At 40.6% G+C, this 17,795-nt stretch carries 13 protein-coding genes; 7 read left to right on the forward strand and 6 right to left on the reverse strand.

The features are described 5' to 3' along the window. The first annotated feature begins 323 nt into the window (after positions 1-323). Together VF06_RS19695 and VF06_RS19700 are read left to right on the forward strand one after the other, a co-directional pair. The gene (locus tag VF06_RS19695) at positions 324-1,715 is read left to right on the forward strand and encodes a malic enzyme-like NAD(P)-binding protein (RefSeq protein ID WP_099067660.1); all 1,392 of its coding nucleotides are present in this window, start codon (positions 324-326) and stop codon (positions 1,713-1,715) included. Positions 1,716-1,865: 150 nt separating this feature from the next. Continuing rightward, entirely contained in the window at positions 1,866-4,208 is a 2,343-nt protein-coding gene (locus VF06_RS19700; protein ID WP_099067661.1) for a metallophosphoesterase family protein, read from the forward strand. Positions 4,209-4,390: 182 nt separating this feature from the next. Here the strand turns inward: VF06_RS19700 and VF06_RS19705 are convergent, their stop codons facing one another. Both VF06_RS19705 and VF06_RS19710 read right to left on the reverse strand, forming a co-directional pair. After that, positions 4,391-4,777 (reverse strand): response regulator, encoded by a 387-nt coding sequence (locus tag VF06_RS19705; RefSeq protein WP_099067694.1) that lies wholly within the window; start codon positions 4,775-4,777, stop codon positions 4,391-4,393. Continuing rightward, on the reverse strand, positions 4,749-8,066 hold the full coding sequence (locus VF06_RS19710; RefSeq protein WP_099067662.1) for a response regulator: 3,318 nt from the start codon (positions 8,064-8,066) through the stop codon (positions 4,749-4,751). The genes VF06_RS19705 and VF06_RS19710 overlap by 29 nt, the downstream gene beginning before the upstream one ends. 662 nt (positions 8,067-8,728) lie before the next feature. On the opposite strand from VF06_RS19710, the gene VF06_RS19715 reads away from it, so the two are divergent. Further along, positions 8,729-9,133, forward strand: a complete 405-nt coding sequence (locus VF06_RS19715; protein WP_099067663.1) for an NIL domain-containing protein — start codon at positions 8,729-8,731, stop codon at positions 9,131-9,133. Between the two features lie 158 nt (positions 9,134-9,291). Here the strand turns inward: VF06_RS19715 and VF06_RS19720 are convergent, their stop codons facing one another. After that, a complete protein-coding gene (locus tag VF06_RS19720; protein ID WP_099067664.1) occupies positions 9,292-10,371 on the reverse strand; it encodes a DUF3616 domain-containing protein in 1,080 nt (359 codons plus the stop codon). 553 nt (positions 10,372-10,924) lie between these two features. Here VF06_RS19720 and VF06_RS19725 point away from each other — a divergent pair. Further along, the gene (locus VF06_RS19725; RefSeq protein ID WP_099067665.1) at positions 10,925-11,905 is read left to right on the forward strand and encodes a CHAD domain-containing protein; all 981 of its coding nucleotides are present in this window, start codon (positions 10,925-10,927) and stop codon (positions 11,903-11,905) included. 306 nt (positions 11,906-12,211) lie between these two features. Here VF06_RS19725 and VF06_RS19735 read toward each other — a convergent pair whose 3' ends face one another. Continuing rightward, positions 12,212-12,856, reverse strand: a complete 645-nt coding sequence (locus VF06_RS19735; RefSeq protein WP_099067667.1) for a hypothetical protein — start codon at positions 12,854-12,856, stop codon at positions 12,212-12,214. A gap of 534 nt (positions 12,857-13,390) precedes the next feature. Between VF06_RS19735 and VF06_RS19740 the strand changes: the two genes are divergently transcribed. The 3 genes from VF06_RS19740 (at position 13,391) to VF06_RS19750 (ending at position 15,437) form a co-directional block, all read left to right on the forward strand. Beyond that, complete coding sequence (locus tag VF06_RS19740; protein WP_099067668.1) at positions 13,391-14,386, forward strand: alpha/beta hydrolase; 996 nt, start codon at positions 13,391-13,393, stop codon at positions 14,384-14,386. Between the two features lie 146 nt (positions 14,387-14,532). Then, a complete protein-coding gene (locus tag VF06_RS19745) occupies positions 14,533-14,880 on the forward strand; it encodes a hypothetical protein (protein ID WP_244918074.1) in 348 nt (115 codons plus the stop codon). Between the two features lie 272 nt (positions 14,881-15,152). Beyond that, positions 15,153-15,437, forward strand: a complete 285-nt coding sequence (locus VF06_RS19750; protein WP_099067669.1) for a hypothetical protein — start codon at positions 15,153-15,155, stop codon at positions 15,435-15,437. A 152-nt stretch (positions 15,438-15,589) separates the two neighbouring features. Here the strand turns inward: VF06_RS19750 and VF06_RS19755 are convergent, their stop codons facing one another. Continuing rightward, entirely contained in the window at positions 15,590-16,483 is an 894-nt protein-coding gene (locus VF06_RS19755) for an aspartoacylase (protein ID WP_099067696.1), read from the reverse strand. Positions 16,484-16,565: 82 nt separating this feature from the next. Beyond that, positions 16,566-17,618 (reverse strand): glutathione S-transferase family protein, encoded by a 1,053-nt coding sequence (locus tag VF06_RS19760; protein ID WP_099067670.1) that lies wholly within the window; start codon positions 17,616-17,618, stop codon positions 16,566-16,568. Positions 17,619-17,795: the final 177 nt, after the last annotated feature.

The raw sequence follows: 17,795 nt of genomic DNA on the forward strand, positions 1-17,795 counted from the left end.
TGCTATAAAACCCAATTTTCAAAAAACGAAGGGTTTCAAAGTAGACGCGGTTTAAATATAATCAGCTAGATGCCTAGCTAGCAGACTCAAATGCTTAGTTCAAGCTTGTTAAAATCTGCTATCAAAGGAGAAACTCCAGTTATTTTAGGAGTGCTGTTTGGCAAAAGAGAGATGCTGGTATCATAAATATCTTGCCTTGAATTTATAAATACAGTTATAAATTGTTACTAGTTCATATTCAGTAAAATATAGATTTTAGCTTTCGTCTAGATTATTACTAAGCAATTCAATATAAGATCTAAAACTTAAAATCCCAAATCAACATGCCAGACCTAACTCCTAATTCTAGTTTTAGTTTGACACTACGCTTGCAGATTCCCAATCGCGTGGGAATGTTGGCGTCGGTAACCCAAGCGATCGCCACCACTGGCGGTAATCTCGGTCAAATTGATTTAATCGAGCAAACCCGCAAAGAGTCTACCCGCGATATTACCGTTGATGCAGCTAGTACCGAACACGCTGAAACAATTGTGCAAGCAGTTAAAGCACTGCCTGATATTAAGTTATTGAGCGTCTACGATCGCACCTTTAATTTGCATCGTGGTGGCAAAATCAGCATTGCTAGCCGAATTCCCTTAAAAAGTGTGTCAGATTTAGCAATGGCTTACACCCCAGGAGTCGGTAGAATTTGTACAGCGATCGCTCAAGATCCAGAAGAAGTTTACAAGTTAACCATAAAACAAAATACTGTTGCCATTGTTACAGATGGTAGTGCAGTTTTAGGTCTGGGAAATCTCGGCCCGGCGGCGGCTTTGCCCGTCATGGAAGGCAAAGCCATGCTATTCAAAGAATTCGCCGGACTGGATGCTTTTCCCATCTGCCTTGCCACCCAAAATACAGACGAGATTATCCAGGCAGTGAAAAATATTGCTCCGGTATTTGGCGGCGTGAATTTAGAAGATATTGCTGCGCCACGTTGTTTTGAAATTGAGGCGAGATTGCGACAAGAATTAGATATTCCGGTTTTTCATGACGACCAACACGGTACCGCAATTGTCACCTTAGCAGCCTTGTTTAATGCCTTGAAGTTAGTACACAAAACAATCGGAGAAATCCGCATTGTGATTAACGGTGCAGGAGCAGCCGGAGTTGCCATTGCCCGCTTACTCAAGAAAGCCGGAGCAGATAAAATCTGGATGTGCGACTCCAAAGGAATTATCTCCACCAGTCGTACAGACCTCACAGAAGAAAAACTCGAATTTGCCGTCAAAGCTCAAGGTACTTTAGCAGGTGCAATGCAAGGAGCAGACGTATTTATTGGAGTCAGCGTACCGGGAGTTTTGACACCGGAAATGGTGCAATCGATGGCAAAAGACCCAATTGTGTTTGCAATGGCCAATCCCATTCCCGAAATTCAGCCAGAATTAATTCACAAACATGTCGCTGTCATCGCCACTGGTCGCAGTGATTACCCGAATCAAATTAATAACGTTTTAGCCTTTCCGGGAGTATTCCGTGGTGCTTTAGATTGTCGGGCACAGGCAATTACCACCACAATGTACCTAGAAGCCGCAACTGCCATCGCTTCTTTGGTAAATCCTTCAGACTTGAATCGGGAACACATTATTCCTTCAGTGTTCGATCCACGTGTTGTGACTGCGGTTGCTGGTGCTGTGCAAAGCGCCGCGCGTCAAGAAGGTATTGCTCGGAATTAGAGGGAGTGGGGAGTGAGGAGTGGGGGAGATGGGGAGATGGGGAGGTAGGGGGCAGGGGAGAATGATAACTCGCCAGTCAACAGTCAACAGTCATCAGTCCCCAGTCCCCATACCCAATGCCCAATAGCGAAGATTATTTATCTGTTTCTAATGAAGTACCAAGTTGGAGATGAGTTTTTCCAAAGACTACCACTGATTTTGGCAGGGCCAATTCTCAAACATACTGAACCGCAATCAGTAACAGTATGGGTGGCGCTCAAACAGGCTTGTGAGGTAGAACTCAAAGTTTATGGCACAACAAATGATGGTGAAATGCTGGGAGAATGCTTATTCCAGGGCGATCGCTCTACTGTTGCTTTGGGTAAGTATCTTCATGTAGTTGCTGTCACGGCTCGGTCTACAGTTGGACATCGTCTAACTAGCGATCGCATTTATGCCTATGATTTGCAGTTCACCACCGCTAACCAGACTCGGCAAACGCTACAACAAGCATTATGCTCAAGCTCATATCCTACGGCTAGTATCAGCTACTTTGAGCATCAAAAACCAACTTTTACTTTACCATCCTGCCGCCTCCAAGATTTGCAAATTGTCCATGCTTCCTGTCGTAAACCTCATGGTTCTGGGTTTGATGCCCTACCAATTCTTGATAGTCTTATAGAGGCATCTGCAAATCAAGTCCAGCTGCGTCCTCAACAGCTATTCCTGACTGGAGATCAAATTTATGGTGACGATGTAGCAGATCCATCGCTGTGGGTTGCTACTACTCTTGGGGATGCTCTGCTGGGTTGGGAGGAACAATTACCTGTAGCTGGGGTTTACTGTACCCCCAAAGAATTGCCCCCCGGAGAAAGAGCTAAAGTTGCTACCAATGAAGCCGGCTTGACCGCAGGATTACATAATAAATCCGGAAAAGTTGCCAGTCATCTGCTGAGTTTGGGTGAATATTACGCTACTTACTTGTTAACATGGTCACCAGTGTGCTGGCCAGTTGTATTTCCTAAAGGACGCCAAGTAACAAGCGATCGCCGAGCAATCAAAAATTGGAATCAGGCTGTCAAAGATTTACGACAATTCATTTATACCCTGGGGAAAGTGCGCCGCGCCCTTGCGAATATTCCCACGTACACTATCTTTGATGACCATGATGTTAGTGATGACTGGAATTTGAACCAAGCTTGGTGTTTGCGAGTCTTGGGGCGTCCCTTAGGACGGCGAGTGGTGCAAAATGCGCTGTTAGCTTATAGCATCTTTCAAGCATGGGGCAATACACCAGAACAATTTGCACAAGGTCAACCAGGAGAAAAACTACTGGCTGCGGCACAAGCTTTGTCAGCTAATGCAGGAAAAGATACACAGGCTGATGAAGCGATCGCTCGTTATGTTGGTATGCCTGCCATCGATACCCACACGGATTTACCTGTTTTAGTCCGAGACAATTCAGTGTTTATTTTATCGCGGCATTCTGAAACACTTACTTGGAATTACATAGTTAAGAGCGATTGTCATGAAGTGATTGTTTTGGATACGCGCACTTGGCGGGGTTACCCAGCCGATCAAAAAGCCATCGCCCCACCGATGCTGCTATGTCCAAAAGCTTTTGAGCAACAACTAGTTTTACCTTTACGAAAAATCGCTGAAGATACTCACAATCAAACCACATTTGTAATTGCACCCACTAATGTATTTGGTTCGCAAGTGATTGATTGGATTCATCATTGGAATTTACAACAAGAGAAAGTTTTTTCCACCGATGTTGGTGATGCTTGGAACATCAATGTTGAAGCATTGGGTAAATTTCTCAATACTTTATTTGAGCAACGTCAACAAGTGATTATTTTATCTGGAGATATTCATTATAGTTTTGCGGCTCGCTTGTCTTATGCACGTATTCATGGTGATTCTTCATCGGTTTTAGTACAGTTAACTTCTAGTGCTCTAAAGAATGAAGAAGCACTAACAAAGCTCATTCATACACGAATGAAACATTGGTTATTACCAGAAAAACTACGATATTGGATTGGATGGATGAATCCAGCCAACATGGTAGAAATTGCTGGAAAAAAATTACACAGCGATACCTTCACTGCCAAACGCTACCACAAAAATCGGCTGCACCAACAACAGCAATTAACTGGCCCTGACTGGTATTGTGTCCTGGAATGGATGATTCGCCAAAGCGCTCAAACTTCTGAATGTACAGCAGATTTATCATCATTCATCGCTCCTTGGAAACGAGCGAAAAATTCCCAAATCCGATATTTACAACCTCTAATGTTTTGGAAATCTCGCTGGTTCCAAGAAGGGCAAGAAGTAGTTGGATTAAATAACTTAAGTTTGGTGAAGTTTGAGTTACCAAATGCTAGTAGTGATTACCAAATTATTCAAGATTCCTACTGGTTTTGTTCTTGGTATCCAACCAAAATTGTTTACAGCCGTTTTCAAACTCAGTTAACGCCTAATCAAGAATTATTGGGGGATTTTAAATTTTAGATTTTAGATTTTGGATTTTGGATTGACTAACGCCAGATCGATCCAAAATTGGACTTAGATAAGCTAATCATCATTCAAATTGCATCTTTGTGTCCCCGCGTCCCCGTGTCCCCGTGTCCCCGCGTCCCCGCATCCCCGCATCTTTACTAATGAGTTATGCAATTTAAAAGCGCATCAGCTGATTAATTCTCTAAATTCCATCCCACAGCTGCTGCTACTTGTTGAGCTAATTCTAAGGGATTGAAGGGTTTAGCGATCGCACCATTCATTCCTATTTGAGCATAGCGACGGCGATCGGAAGCCTGGATTTTAGCAGTTAATAAAATTACCGGAATTGCCTTGGTTAGGGGATTTGCTTGTAATTTTTCAAAGGTGGCAATACCATCCATATCTGGCATCATTACATCCAATAAAATCGCATCTGGCTGGTAAGTTTCGGCTTTAATTATACCCTCCTTACCAGAACCAGCTGTCTCCACTTTCCAACCTGCCACTGTTTCTAAGCAAATCTTGGCAACTTCTTGAATATACTGTTCGTTATCAACCACTAGAATTCGCTTCATTGGTATCATCGCTATCCTCTTTTCGGTTGTGAGTAACTCGTTGAAGCAACTCCATCACCCGTTGTTCAAATCCCTCAGTAGTCACACGCCCCTTGGTCAAAAATTCTGTATGCCCTAACTTCAGTCGATTGTGTTCGGATTCATCCAAATCCTTAGCTGAGTATACTAGCACAGGAGTATTACACAGATGATTATGCTGTTGTAGCCAATCCACCACTGCAAAACCATCACTCTCTGGCAAGATTAAATCAAGAATCATTAAGTCAGGATTCACTTCTTGACTCAGTCGGATGGCTTCCCGTCCAGTTTTGGCTAAAAAGGTTTCAATTTTGTGCTTTTCAAATAAAGTGATCAGCAGTTGAGCTAAATCGGTATCGTCTTCAACAATCAAAACACGGATTCCCTGGGGAGATTCTGCTAACACTTGTCTGACTGACTCTAATAGATGGTTGTCTGCAAATGTTTTATTTACTGAATGTAATTGGTTGCTTTTATCTCTTTTTGCAGAAGTCCTAATTAACGGCAGAGTAATGTAAAAAGTGCTACCTTGTCCTAATACACTTTCAGCCCAAATACGTCCACCATGCTGTTGCATAATGCTTTTACAAATTGCTAAGCCCAAACCAGTACCGTCATGATTGCGGGAATCAGAAGAGTCAACTTGTTGAAACCGCTCAAAGATACTCTCAAGTTTGTCAGCTGGAATACCGCGTCCAGCGTCTTTGACTTTTAACAAAACTTCGTCACCTTGTTGTTGGACTTGTAAGCAAACTGTAGACCCAGGAGAGGAAAATTTAATGGCATTACTTAATAAGTTGGTTAAAGTTTGAACAATGCGATCGCAATCTGCCCATACTTGACCAGAGACATCGGAAATCACTAGCTTTACTCCTGCTTTATCAGCTAAAGGCTGCATGACATTTACTGCTTCAGTGATGATGTCAACGATATTGCAGATTGCTCGTTCCATTTTCGTCTTACCCGACTCAATGCGTTCAATATCGAGGATGTCATTGATTAAGCGTACTAAACGTTCAGTGCTATCAGTAGCAATTTGCAACAAGCGTTTTCCCTGTTCTGAGTCCGTTGGTAACAAACCACTAGCTAGCATTCCCAGAGAACCATGAATTGAAGTTAAAGGGGTGCGTAGTTCATGGCTGACAACAGAGATAAACTCATCTTTCATCCGTTCGATTTGCTTGCGCTCAGTTACATCACGTAATATAACTGTGTAAAATATTTCTTCATTCATATCGATTTTGGAGATGGAAGCCTCAGCTGGAAATTCAGTGCCATCCTTGCGGCGACCATATATTTCCCGGCGTTCTCCCATACGGCGGGCAAGATTAGGAGATTTCCCAAAGTCCATCACATGCTGATGATGTACGTCGTAAAAGCGCGATGGCAACAGTAAGTCAAGCTTTTGTCCAATTACTTCCTGGGCAGAGTAGCCAAAAATTTTCTCTGCTCCTTGATTAAACAATGTGATGCATTGAAAACCATTGATAGAAATAATTGCATCATCCGCGATGTCTAAAATTCGGGCAAATCGAGCTTGAGAAAAACGTAATTCTTCCTGTGTCCGCTGAAGTTCATCCAGTTGTGACTGCAACTGTTGATTCAGGGTAATTAACTCAGCAGTGCGTTCTGCTACTCTCAATTCCAGTTCGTTGATGGCTTGGAGATTGGGGACTGTTGACAGATACTGGGGAAGTTGTAGTAATTCTTTTCCCTCTGCTCGCCATCTTTGTTTTTTCCCTGCTTCATTGCTTTGGGCTACGCGTTGCAGCAATTTTACCCGTTCTAAACGATTAACAATTCTGGTTACTAATTCTGGCCCGATAATGGGCTTGCTCACAAAGTCATCAGCACCAATGCTAAATACTTCATTGACTATTTCGGCATCGTTATGCACTGTGAGAAAGAGGATTGGTAACTCACTCCAGCGTGAATCGTTGCGTACTATCTGACAAAGTTCAATACCATTAATGAATGGTAGTTCCACATCTAAAACCAGTAAATCTGGTGCAACTGCTTCCAAGGTTTGCCAAAACTGACGCGGATCTTCAAGAGCAATGGCTTTGAGTCCCCAAGGAGTAAGTAAGCTTTGCAAAAATGCTTGAATTTGGGGATCGTCGTCCACAATCAATACTTTGGTTTCTGTGTTGGAGGGATTTAGTGCCGTCTGGGTTGCGGTGTCTAATAGCTGTGTAGTTGTTGGTGCAGATTTGAGCGCTGCATTTTTTTCTTGAATTTCCCGACGCAAAAATTTTACCCAAGTTTGGAGGTTGTTGATTTGAGACGTACTCAAAGTTTGACCACAACTGAGTAACAACTCGATATTCCGCGCCCATTTTGAGCTAAGAGTCAAGCCAAAAGTACCCAACGAACCTGCCAAGGTATGCGCTTCTTTAGCTGCAAGGCTTTGAAGTTCAGGTTTGAGATTATTTTGGCATAAAGCAGCGATCGCTTGCTCCAACACCTTTACCTGCTCCTCCACCCGTCCTTGATAACGTTGCCAAATTTCGGCAACTTGCATTAGTGTTTGCTGTTGTGGTTGGGCATTGGGCATTGGGCATTGGGCATTGGCTCCAGCTTTCTCCCTTGTCTCCCCTACCTCTTCCAGTGGTTTCAAACGATAACCGATACCATAAACTGTTTCAATGAAGTCGCTGGGCGCTCCTACGGCTTTGAGTTTGTGTCGTAATCCTTTGATATGGGTGCGAACAGCTTCTTCTTGTGGAGTATCTTCATAAGACCAAAGATGTTCTAATATCATGCCGCAGCTAAACACTCGCTGAGTATTTCGCAAGAATAGTTCTAAGAGAGAATACTCTTTTGGGGTGAGTGGCAACAGATTTCCTGCATAATTAACTTCACAGCTGCTAGGGTCTAAGCGCAAATTACCACGCTCTAGAATGGGTTGCAAGGTTATGCTTCCACGACGCAATAACGCCCTGACGCGAGCAACTAATTCTTCTTGGTCAAAGGGTTTAACTACATAATCATCTGCCCCTGCATCTAATCCGATGGCTTTTTCATGACCGCTATCACACCCTGTCAATAATAATATTGGCACTTGCAGACCATGAGACCGAATCTGTCGGCAAAGGCTAATGCCATCCAACTTGGGCAACATGACATCTAAGAGGATTAAATCAAAATCACAAGTTTGAATGAAATCCCAAGCAATGTCACCATCAGCTGCAACTTCAACAGCATAGTTTTGGTTAGTCAAAACTGAGGTGAGTAAATAGGCATTTAATTCATCATCTTCTACAATTAAAATTTTCATTTTAAATGCTTTTCAAATAGAACAAGTAACCAGCAAAATTTAAATCACGACTTGCAAGTAAAAAAATATTCCATAGTATACTGTTGACTGTTGACTGTTAACAGTCAACGCTGTAAGTTTCCATAGCAAAATAATTAATATCAACGTTGAATTTTAAAGCATTTTCTAGAAATTTGCTCTTTTAGGTCAATACTCATTCATAAATATCAATATTGATTGATTTTTACTTGAATCTTTTCCACTTGCTTGGCAAGCTGCAAATACAATACCTACAATGAATGTTTCCTTAAGGTTAACTTCATCATCACCTCTGGATTCTTCTACTGTAATTCTATTTTAAAAAATACCTGATTAAGCAGGGGCATACCCTACAGTGTATTTCTCTAGTGCCAAAATTTTGAGGTTTGGTGATTGTCTATGGTGAAAATAAATTGGTGAAAGAGCGAAATTCAACACCAAAATCATCTTTAATCTACAGTTTGAAGTCGTTCAACCCCAGGTAGGAATTATTGATTAAGTATTCATCTTAATTGCATACAAGTATATATCTTATGGTAGATGACAGACGAAAAAAAATAAATTTCATCTTCAAATTACTTAACCAGCTTTGAAGTCATAAAACTCTGAATACGCTACAACAGAAAAAAGCCTCTGCTAAACCTGTGAAAAAAAGAGTAACCCTCACCTTCCCTAAACGTGCCGTACAAATGCCAGTAACCTACGTACTGGCTAAAGAGTTTAATGTCGCTGCCAATATTATCCGCGCCCAAGTTGCCCCCAATCAAATTGGCAAATTGGTATTAGAACTATCGGGAGACATCGATCAATTAGATGCGGCCATCGAATGGATGCGATCGCGCCATGTTAATGTTTCTCATTCCTTAGGGGAAATTGCCATCGATCCAGATGTGTGTGTCCACTGTGGCTTATGTACTGGGGTTTGTCCTACAGAAGCCCTCAGTCTCAGCCCAGAGACATATAAGTTAACCTTCACGCGATCGCGTTGTATTGTTTGCGAACAATGTATTCCCACCTGTCCCGTACAAGCAATTTCTACCAACCTTTAACAATCTGACATCAGCGATCGTATATTTTTTTGTGTTGGCTGTTGACAGTTGACGGTTGACAGTTAACAGTCAATAATACCCGACTGATTTATTCTGACTCCTAAATTCTGATTTCTGAATTCTTCTTCAATCCCTTCCTCCACAACTAAGTTCACAAATCAAATAAGATCGCTACTCAAACCAAACACATCTCCTATGACACCGCCATCACCAACCAATCTAGTTTTTGCCGGCGAGTCATAAACCACTAGTAGCGAAGGTATGCCGATGACATCCTGAAAAAGTGTAATTCCTTCAGCACGATCTTCTCGATTTCCATAGGGAATATCTCTGACAAAATCTGGATTAATGAAGGCATTTTGTTGCAGATTTACAGCATTTTTCCAGCGATAAACTTGTATGGCCCCATCTAAATCCATTGTTGGGCCGGCTAAAATTAACAAGTCTTGTCCATCTAGGCACAAATCCCGAATTCCCAAACCGTTTAACCAAATGAAATACTTTTTATATAGTTCCTGGGTTTCTCCAATTTGCTTTAATTTCATCAGTCCAGGACTAGAATCTTCTAATTCGATTTCCACTACCATAGCCCAACCCCGCAATACAGGGCCGCGCAAACCAAGAAAAATACGGTTTTGATAAGCGACAATGCCTTCAATATCAAAGCCATTATCTTTCCCTGGAATTGCTGCTTTGATAAATGACCCTAAATGAGAGTCTTCTAGCAAAGCTGCCATCAGTAAGTTACCTTGACTAGTAACCTCTAACTTAGCAGCATTTAACTGCACATCTGGCTTTTGGGGGTGTGGGCAAGATGAGAATAACTTGCCGTCTATTAAAGGAATCCGTCCTAAGAGGTAACGGTTGGGTTCTGATTCAATTTTTGCTAATCTTTTAAGGTTTTTTGTATCAATTTTGTCAGGTTTTGGTTTTTTGCGTTTGTAGCTGTGAGAACCAACAAACCATAAGTAATAATCGCTGTAAGCGAGTCCTTCTATATCAATTTCTTGGTCTTCTGGTGCAGGCAAACTGATAAATTCTGCTACTCTAAATTGTTGATGGTCTGTAAATTTATCAGCATCAACTAAAGATAAACGTTCAATTGTTGAACTTTCATCTGACCCCAACCATAAATACCTCTGATGTGTTAATACCACCGCCGACAACTCTTGTCTGTGTTCTTGAAAATTATCTACAAAAGTCAATAAAACTTGATTAAGCAGTTGTGAGTTTGACATTTTCAACCATCTACAGAGTTGCAACAATATCCATTTTGTTACTATAATATAAGACTTAACATCAAATAAATAATCTCAAAATGTTTATTAATATCAAATCATATATAGGAATCCGCTTTGATTTCTGAAATTATTTGTGTGGTGCGCGTTCGCGCAGCGCAAGCGCGATAGGGAGGGAACAGGGAATAGGCAAGAAAGAATCAAAGTGTACTGAGTTTTTTCAAAAATCAAGGACGAATCCCATAGCACTCAATCCTATTTCAGTTGTGAAAAATATTGGTGTTAATTATTGACTGTTGACTGTTAACTGTCAAAGGTTAACAATCAACAACCCTAACACATAATATTTCACAAATTATTTGGCATTGCTATAGGAAACTTGGCTATTTATACTTATGATAGATATTTTTATAGACGATAAAACGACTTATATCTATCGAAAGTATAATAACAATCTCCTAGCATTTTTTAATAAAAATATTAAAAGCAGGTACAAGTTTTTAACTAATGTTATTATGCAATAACCTGATTAGGTATCTCATTAAGATTAATTATGAAATTAGCCACACAACCCACAATAAAAACTCTAGGAGACTACGCCTACCAAGCGATTCAAAAACACTTTAAGAAAACCTTGAAGTGGGAAAAATCAGTAAAGAAAGATGAAGATCCAGAAGCACTCCATCAAATGCGAGTGGGAATGCGTCGTCTACGCACAGCTGTAACGAGGTTTGGGATAGCCATAGATTTGCCCAAACCAGTAAGCGATAAAAATATTGGAAAAATAGCTCGTCGTCTTGGTAGTCTCAGAGATTTAGACGTACTCAAAGAAAGTTTGGAAAATAATTACAAACCAAATTTACCTCGTAAAGAACAAGGCTCATTGCAAACAGCTTTTGAAGCCTTGGCCAAACAACGGGAAGACGTACTTTCAAACGTGCAAAAAACTTTAAAGGATGAGCCTTATAAGTCTTTGAAAGAAGGATTAGAAAAGTGGTTAGATAAACCCAATTATCACCCTTTAGCATCAGTTACCATTCAGCAAGTACTACCAGATTTACTTTTACCTGAAGTGAGTAATTTTTTACTGCATCCGGGTTGGTTAATTGGCACTGAATTTGTGGAATCAGAGGTAAGAATCAAGAAAAATTGGGAACGGGAAAAAATAGAACAACAATTGACAACCGAAGGTGAAGTTCTACATAGTTTGCGAAAAGAAGCTAAACGTATACGCTACCAAATGGAATTATTTACTGAACTATATGGCGAGTCTTACGCCGCTTACATTACAGAAGTCAAAAATATGCAAGAAATTTTGGGTACGATGCAAGATAGCGTCGTTTTAGGTGAGTGGCTTGGAGATATCTTCAAGTCAGAAATTCAAACTCAGCTACCTACCCTTGTTAATTTATTAACTGAAAATCGTTACCAGTCTTGGCAGCAGTGGCAACCCTTACAAGAAAGATATCTCAAAACTGAAACTAGGCATAGCTTTCATTTAACAATACTGCACCCACTTTCGGGAGTAATATAGCAGGGAATAGGGAATAGGCAATAGGCAATAGGCAATAGGCAAAAAAAGTCTATTAGTGTTGGGGTTTTAGATCGGGTTATGTCCTAAACTGGGCTTCAACTGCGATACAGCGGATTTCAAGTTAGTGAAAGGCACAAATTATGTCTAGTAGTCAGGTATAATTTTTGACTTCTGAATTCTGAATTCTGAATTCTGACTTCTGAATTCTGACTTCTGACTTCTGAATTCTGACTTCTGACTTCTGAATTCTGACTTCTGACTTCTGACTTCTGACTTCTACTGTAGTTTTTGTTAACCAAAATTGGACTAACGAGTAGACAATTGAATAGGAGCCTCTAGGGATAAAACATAAACACTGCTTTGGGGAATCTGGACAATGCGGGTATTTTCAGCAGAACGTAAGCCAGAAATTAATCCAACGGCGCTTCCTAACATTGCTCCCCGGTCAAACTGGTCGGGATCGCCTTGGCTGATAAAGCCTAAGGTGCTTCCACCAATCCTACCCCAAACAGAGCCATTTTCAACAGCTTTGTCATTAGCTCGCATGTGGGTAATGGTAGTACCGGGAATCATTTGACTTGATGCTTTGATTGAAACAATTCGACCTTTGACAACTAATGATTGGGCAATAATTTTTGCGCCGCCATCAGTGGGTTTGAGAATAATAGTTACAGGAGTATTTTCTGGGGCTACAACATTACCTAAACTATCTTGAATGGGGCTAGCTAAAGGAACAGTAAGGGGATAATCCTTTTTTTGTCCCACATCTACGGTGACAGAGGCTGGAAATGAAACAATAATTGCTGTGTCTTGAGGAATGTTAATTTCTTGAGACACTGCTTGGGTTGTTTGTAGCGGCTGAATGGTTACTGGTTGGGCGGTAGCTGGGAGAAGGATAGAACCGAACACAGACATAGAACAAGCGAGACTCAAGAATATTTGTGTTTTCATAACAGTTTTCCTTTAATGTGAGCGTGGTTTTGAGGATTGAATTCCTTCACTCAATCAATAGGTTTGGGGTTATGGATTTATGCAGTAGTCTGTCAACCCAAAAATGTTAGGTGGAGGTTGGGTAAAGGTTAAAGGGTAAAGGGTAAAGGGGAAAGGGTAAAGGGGAAAGGTTTTAAATCCCTTACCCTTTTCCCCTTTCCCTTTCCCCAGCCCTCACTCAGCAAAGTTAACTTGTCAGACTACTAGTAGTTTTATGGAGAGATGGAAAATAAACAGAACTAATGAAAATTAGTACATATAAACTATTGAATAACTATTAAATAAATAAGTAGGTTTTTATAGAAATTATTGAGAATTAATAGTATTAGTTAAAAGTGGTGGCAGAAACATATCTCATACTAAGTAGCAGTCCAAGATAGTAATTGGAGTAGGGAGTGGGGAGTGAGAATATTCTGTTTGAATGCAACTGCGTATCAATTCAATAAATAGATTTGTTCAAAGATTGTTTACCATCCATCGATACAAGGAGAATGTATGATTTCTCAAGTCAACTCCCAAGCGGTGAAAATATTGGAAGTCGCAGACGATCCGCGCCTTTCTAGGGAAACGAAGGCATTTTTGGAAGTGTTGAATTCAGGTGGTGTACCTTTAGAGACATTACCTCCCCTGGAAGCGCGTCAAGTACTGGTGGATGCACAGGTTTCTGTTCAAGTAGACCTTTCAGGCATTGAAGAGTCTGAAAAAACCATTGCTGCTGAGGGTTATTCCATTACGCTCAATATCGTGCGACCTGTAGGTGTCAAAGGTATATTGCCTGTTTTCATCTTTATTCATGGCGGCGGTTGGGTGCTGGGCGATTATCCAACACATAAGCGTATGGTTCGCGATCTCGTTGTGCTTTCAGGTTTTGCAGGTGTTTTTGTCAACTACACTCGAACTCCAGATGCTCAATATCCACAAGCTATTAATGAAATCTACGCTGCTACCAAATGGGTCGCTGAGCATGGTGAAGAGATTGGTGTTGATGGTAAGAATCTGGCAATAGTTGGAAACAGTGTCGGCGGTAATATGTCGGCGGTAACGACTTTGATGGCGAAGGCAAAAGGCGGCCCCCACATTAAGTTGCAAATCCTGATGTGGCCGATTGTAGACGCTAATTTTGAAACAAATTCTTATCAGCAATTTGGCGAGAAACGTTTCTTGACTTCATCTTTGATGAAGTGGATGTATGACATGTACATCGCTGACCCAGAAAAACGCAAAGACATCTATGCCTCTCCCCTACAAGCTACCGTTGAGCAACTCAAAGGATTACCTCCAGCGTTAATTCAGCTTGCAGAAAGCGATATCTTGCATGATGAAGGTGAAGCCTATGGGCGCAAGCTCGATGAAGCTGGGGTAAACGTGACAACTGTGCGATACAACGGTATGATTCATGACTTCGGACTATTGAATGGTTTAGCCGAGCTTCCAGCAACACGTTCTCTTTTTGTGCAGGCGGCTGCTGAACTCAAGAAACATCTGCAATAGGCAACGATTGTCTCTTTGGCGTTGCTAATCAGATGTATGAAAACCATTTGCGTGATGTGATGTGAAAATTTTTTGTAAAGACGTTGCATTGCAACGTCTGTACATCTGGATTTATAGTTATTTACCAAGAAACTGCTGAAAACCAATTGGAAATAGTCAAAACACGTGGTGATTTAGTTCGTCTCAATGGTGAAAAAGTCAAACTCATTGGGCGTTATATATCAAGAACTTGGAAACCTGATGGAAAATTTACGGGAATTCCAGGTTTTCAAGGTATTTATATAAAAGCCCGTATCATACTTGAGGATGGCATGGAAGTCAGTATTTTTCCATCTTGGAATAAACAATCGTTGCGATCGCCAGAGGAAACAGAAAAATATAATCATCAAATGGTTGAAGCCGTTGGAGTGGTTCAGTTTGAAGGCACACTAACTCCAAATTCCCAAATCCGCGAATCTTACATTAACTTAACCCAATTAGGGCTATACCTATAAGAAGGGGGCGTTGCACATTGGTGTCAACTTAAGCTGTTGTGCGAGGATAGCAAATCGCAATATTTATTGTTATAAATTCTTCAGCAGAGTACTCGTATTTTCCACAAATTTGGTGTATTGTGTTTATTCTGTCCAATTGTTCAGTACTAAACTGTATCACAGTATCCTAATGAGTCTGGTTGAACCTTGTTGCAAGGCGATATCAGCTTCTCTAAGAATGAACACTCAAATTCTCTTTTTTTATGACCACTTTTCCAAACCTTTCCGAATATATGAAAATCATCAAAAAATCTGAAAAGCTAACTCTCAAGAAGATGAAGGAAATGGAAGAAGCTGAAGAACAGATTCTTCAAGGCCAAACTGCTGATTTTTCCGAACCTGTGCTTGAAGAGGAACCACTCGTGACTCCGGAATACCCACTTTTTAGTGCTGAATATAAAGAGCCTAATTATATTCCAGTACGTGACAATCCTTTAGTTCAATCTGTGGGAAACTCAGGCTGGCAAGCTTCTGATATTTGGCGGGAGATCAGGGTAGATAGTTTTTATAATGAATAGATAGGTAAATCTCTACTGATAGAGCCTGCATTATCAGAAATAAAGCGTTGCTAATTTCATGTATGAGAATGATTCTGTGATATTTAAACCCAAATATAGAGATTAGCGGTTGCTAGTATCTATATTTGGGTTCATATCGTAATTAAATCATATCATAAATCATCGATTTTTAATTGCTCTTTCTTAGTAAAAGCCATTGCAATTCCTTTTTCGTAGTAAGCAGCTTCATTAATAAAAACAGGCCAAACAGTGGATTCTCCTTGATACACAATTGTTTTGTTATCAAAAGTGAGAAACATCGGATCTCCTGGATTCAAGGCTTGGTAATCTTTATCTTGCAACTGTGGATGAATCATGCAAAAGATTGTGCCATCATCTTTTTTTGGGTAGTCTATAACAGATAAGTGATGATAGAGGGTTAATGCTTCCTTAGTTGTGAAAATCTGACCTTGATTAAATTGTTCGATGTAATCTAGAACTCCATGAATCAGTTCCTCTGTTTGTTGGAACAATTTTGCTTTTAAAATACCTTGGGCTATGGGGCCAACTTCAATGGCAAAGCCTAATTCACACAGAGAATTCACAAATGGATTTTCTGCAATTGATTCAAAAGCACAGTAATAAATATTAACTAAAGGATTAATTTCACTTAAATAAGCAGCCAATTTTAAGTTAAAGGGATGAGTGTTGACTAAAATAATTGTCAGACCCATGTTAGATGTTGTGCTGTGTAAGTCTAATATGAAATCTGCTTGTTTGTCGCCTTTTGTTGCTAGGCGATTTTTAATTGATTTGGCTTGTAATTCTTCGTAACCATTGAGATTTGGATTTTGTAAATCTTTTCTGAGAAAACAGCGGTTTAAATCCTTATCTATATATCGCCTTGCTGCTGCAAAAGCTTGGGGATTTGCTAACAGAGTAACTGTTTCAAAACTTGGTCTAGTAATCAATTCGGGAAACTGGGCAAATTTTTTGATTAAATAAGCCCCTGTAAACTCATTACCATGAGTTCCACCGACAATAGCAACTCGATTAATTTGGTTCACCATTGCACCAACTTTGTTATGCAGCCATCGGGGTATTTTTTTCAACAGAATTCAGGAGTCAGAATTCAGAATTCAGAGTAACTTATAACGCATTTGCTTTGCTGATGCGATCGCGATTATGTGGTTGATTTAGATAGGACATATCAGGGCCATCGGGAATGATTCCACCGGGGTTGAGTGGAAACAAGTTACCGTAGTAGTCGCGTTTTACTGTTTCTACATCGCAGGTGTCAGCAACACCAGGAAGCTGATATAAATCTCTGAGGTAAGCTCCCAGATTTTCGTAGTCTCGAATGCGTCGGCGATTACACTTAAACAAGCTGTAATAAACGCTATCAAAGCGAAATAACGTGGTAAATAAACGCACATCTGCAAGTGTGAGATTGTCACCGCACAGATATCGATGAGTTTGCAATGCAATCTCAATTTCATCAAGAGTTGCAAATAGTTCGTTACAGGCTTGGTTATACGCTTCTTGGCTTTGAGCAAAGCCACAGCGATACACGCCGTTATTTACCGCGTGGTAAATTTTCTCATTCCACCAGTCAATTTTTTCTTTGAGTTCTTCTGGATAAAGATTTAATGTGGGATTATCAGCGAACTCGTTCATTTGAGAGTTGAGCATAACAATAATTTCTGAACTCTCATTATTAACGATGGTTTGGGTTTGATTATCCCAGAGGATGGGAACAGTAACGCGCCCACTGTAACCCGGTTCTGCTCGTTGATAAAATTCAACTAAGGTACGACAACCTTGTTCTTCTTCGTTGAATATCCAACCGCCTTCAATGGGAGAAGGAGAAACGATACATACTGATATTACCGCTTGGAGTTTTTTGAGCGATCGCACTACTAAAGTTCGGTGTGCCCAAGGACAACCCAACCCAACATAAAGTCTATAACGTCCGGCTGCCGGTTGGTAAGGATTCCCCTCTTCTGTACCGATGAAGTTGCGAAATTGGCTACTTGGACGAATGTATGCTCCCGATTTATTGGTGGGAGCAAGCTTTGACATCATTATCCGCCAAAGGGTCGTCCAAACAAACATTCCCAGCCAAATAATCAGTTTTGGCGGAAGGGAACGGCCTTTCTTTTTGGGGAGAGTTTTATTCTCATTTATTGTTGAGTTGCTCATGGCGACAATCTAGCTTTGAGAGCGATGGACGTTACACTCGATCTACCATGCAAATTTTAGTGGTTAGGTTTCTACTGGTCTGTCCCATTAGTTTTGATGAGTTTGTAGTAAGCACTTCAGTGCTTAAAAATCAAGGACTAAAGTCCTTACTACGAACATTTTTTACTACAAAATTAA

The organism is Nostoc linckia z4 (genome assembly GCF_002608075.1).
GTDB classification, from domain to species: Bacteria; Cyanobacteriota; Cyanobacteriia; order Cyanobacteriales; family Nostocaceae; genus Nostoc; species Nostoc linckia.

What these genes read in the sequence shown, in the direction of transcription:
- VF06_RS19695 (WP_099067660.1), top strand. Translation starts at nt 324, where the DNA reads ATGCCAGACCTAACTCCTAATTCTAGTTTTAGTTTGACACTACGCTTG.
- VF06_RS19700 (WP_099067661.1), top strand. Translation starts at nt 1,866, where the DNA reads ATGAAGTACCAAGTTGGAGATGAGTTTTTCCAAAGACTACCACTGATT.
- VF06_RS19710 (WP_099067662.1), bottom strand. Translation starts at nt 8,066, where the DNA reads ATGAAAATTTTAATTGTAGAAGATGATGAATTAAATGCCTATTTACTC.
- VF06_RS19720 (WP_099067664.1), bottom strand. Translation starts at nt 10,371, where the DNA reads ATGTCAAACTCACAACTGCTTAATCAAGTTTTATTGACTTTTGTAGAT.
- VF06_RS19725 (WP_099067665.1), top strand. Translation starts at nt 10,925, where the DNA reads ATGAAATTAGCCACACAACCCACAATAAAAACTCTAGGAGACTACGCC.
- VF06_RS19735 (WP_099067667.1), bottom strand. Translation starts at nt 12,856, where the DNA reads ATGAAAACACAAATATTCTTGAGTCTCGCTTGTTCTATGTCTGTGTTC.
- VF06_RS19740 (WP_099067668.1), top strand. Translation starts at nt 13,391, where the DNA reads ATGATTTCTCAAGTCAACTCCCAAGCGGTGAAAATATTGGAAGTCGCA.
- VF06_RS19750 (WP_099067669.1), top strand. Translation starts at nt 15,153, where the DNA reads ATGAAAATCATCAAAAAATCTGAAAAGCTAACTCTCAAGAAGATGAAG.
- VF06_RS19760 (WP_099067670.1), bottom strand. Translation starts at nt 17,618, where the DNA reads ATGAGCAACTCAACAATAAATGAGAATAAAACTCTCCCCAAAAAGAAA.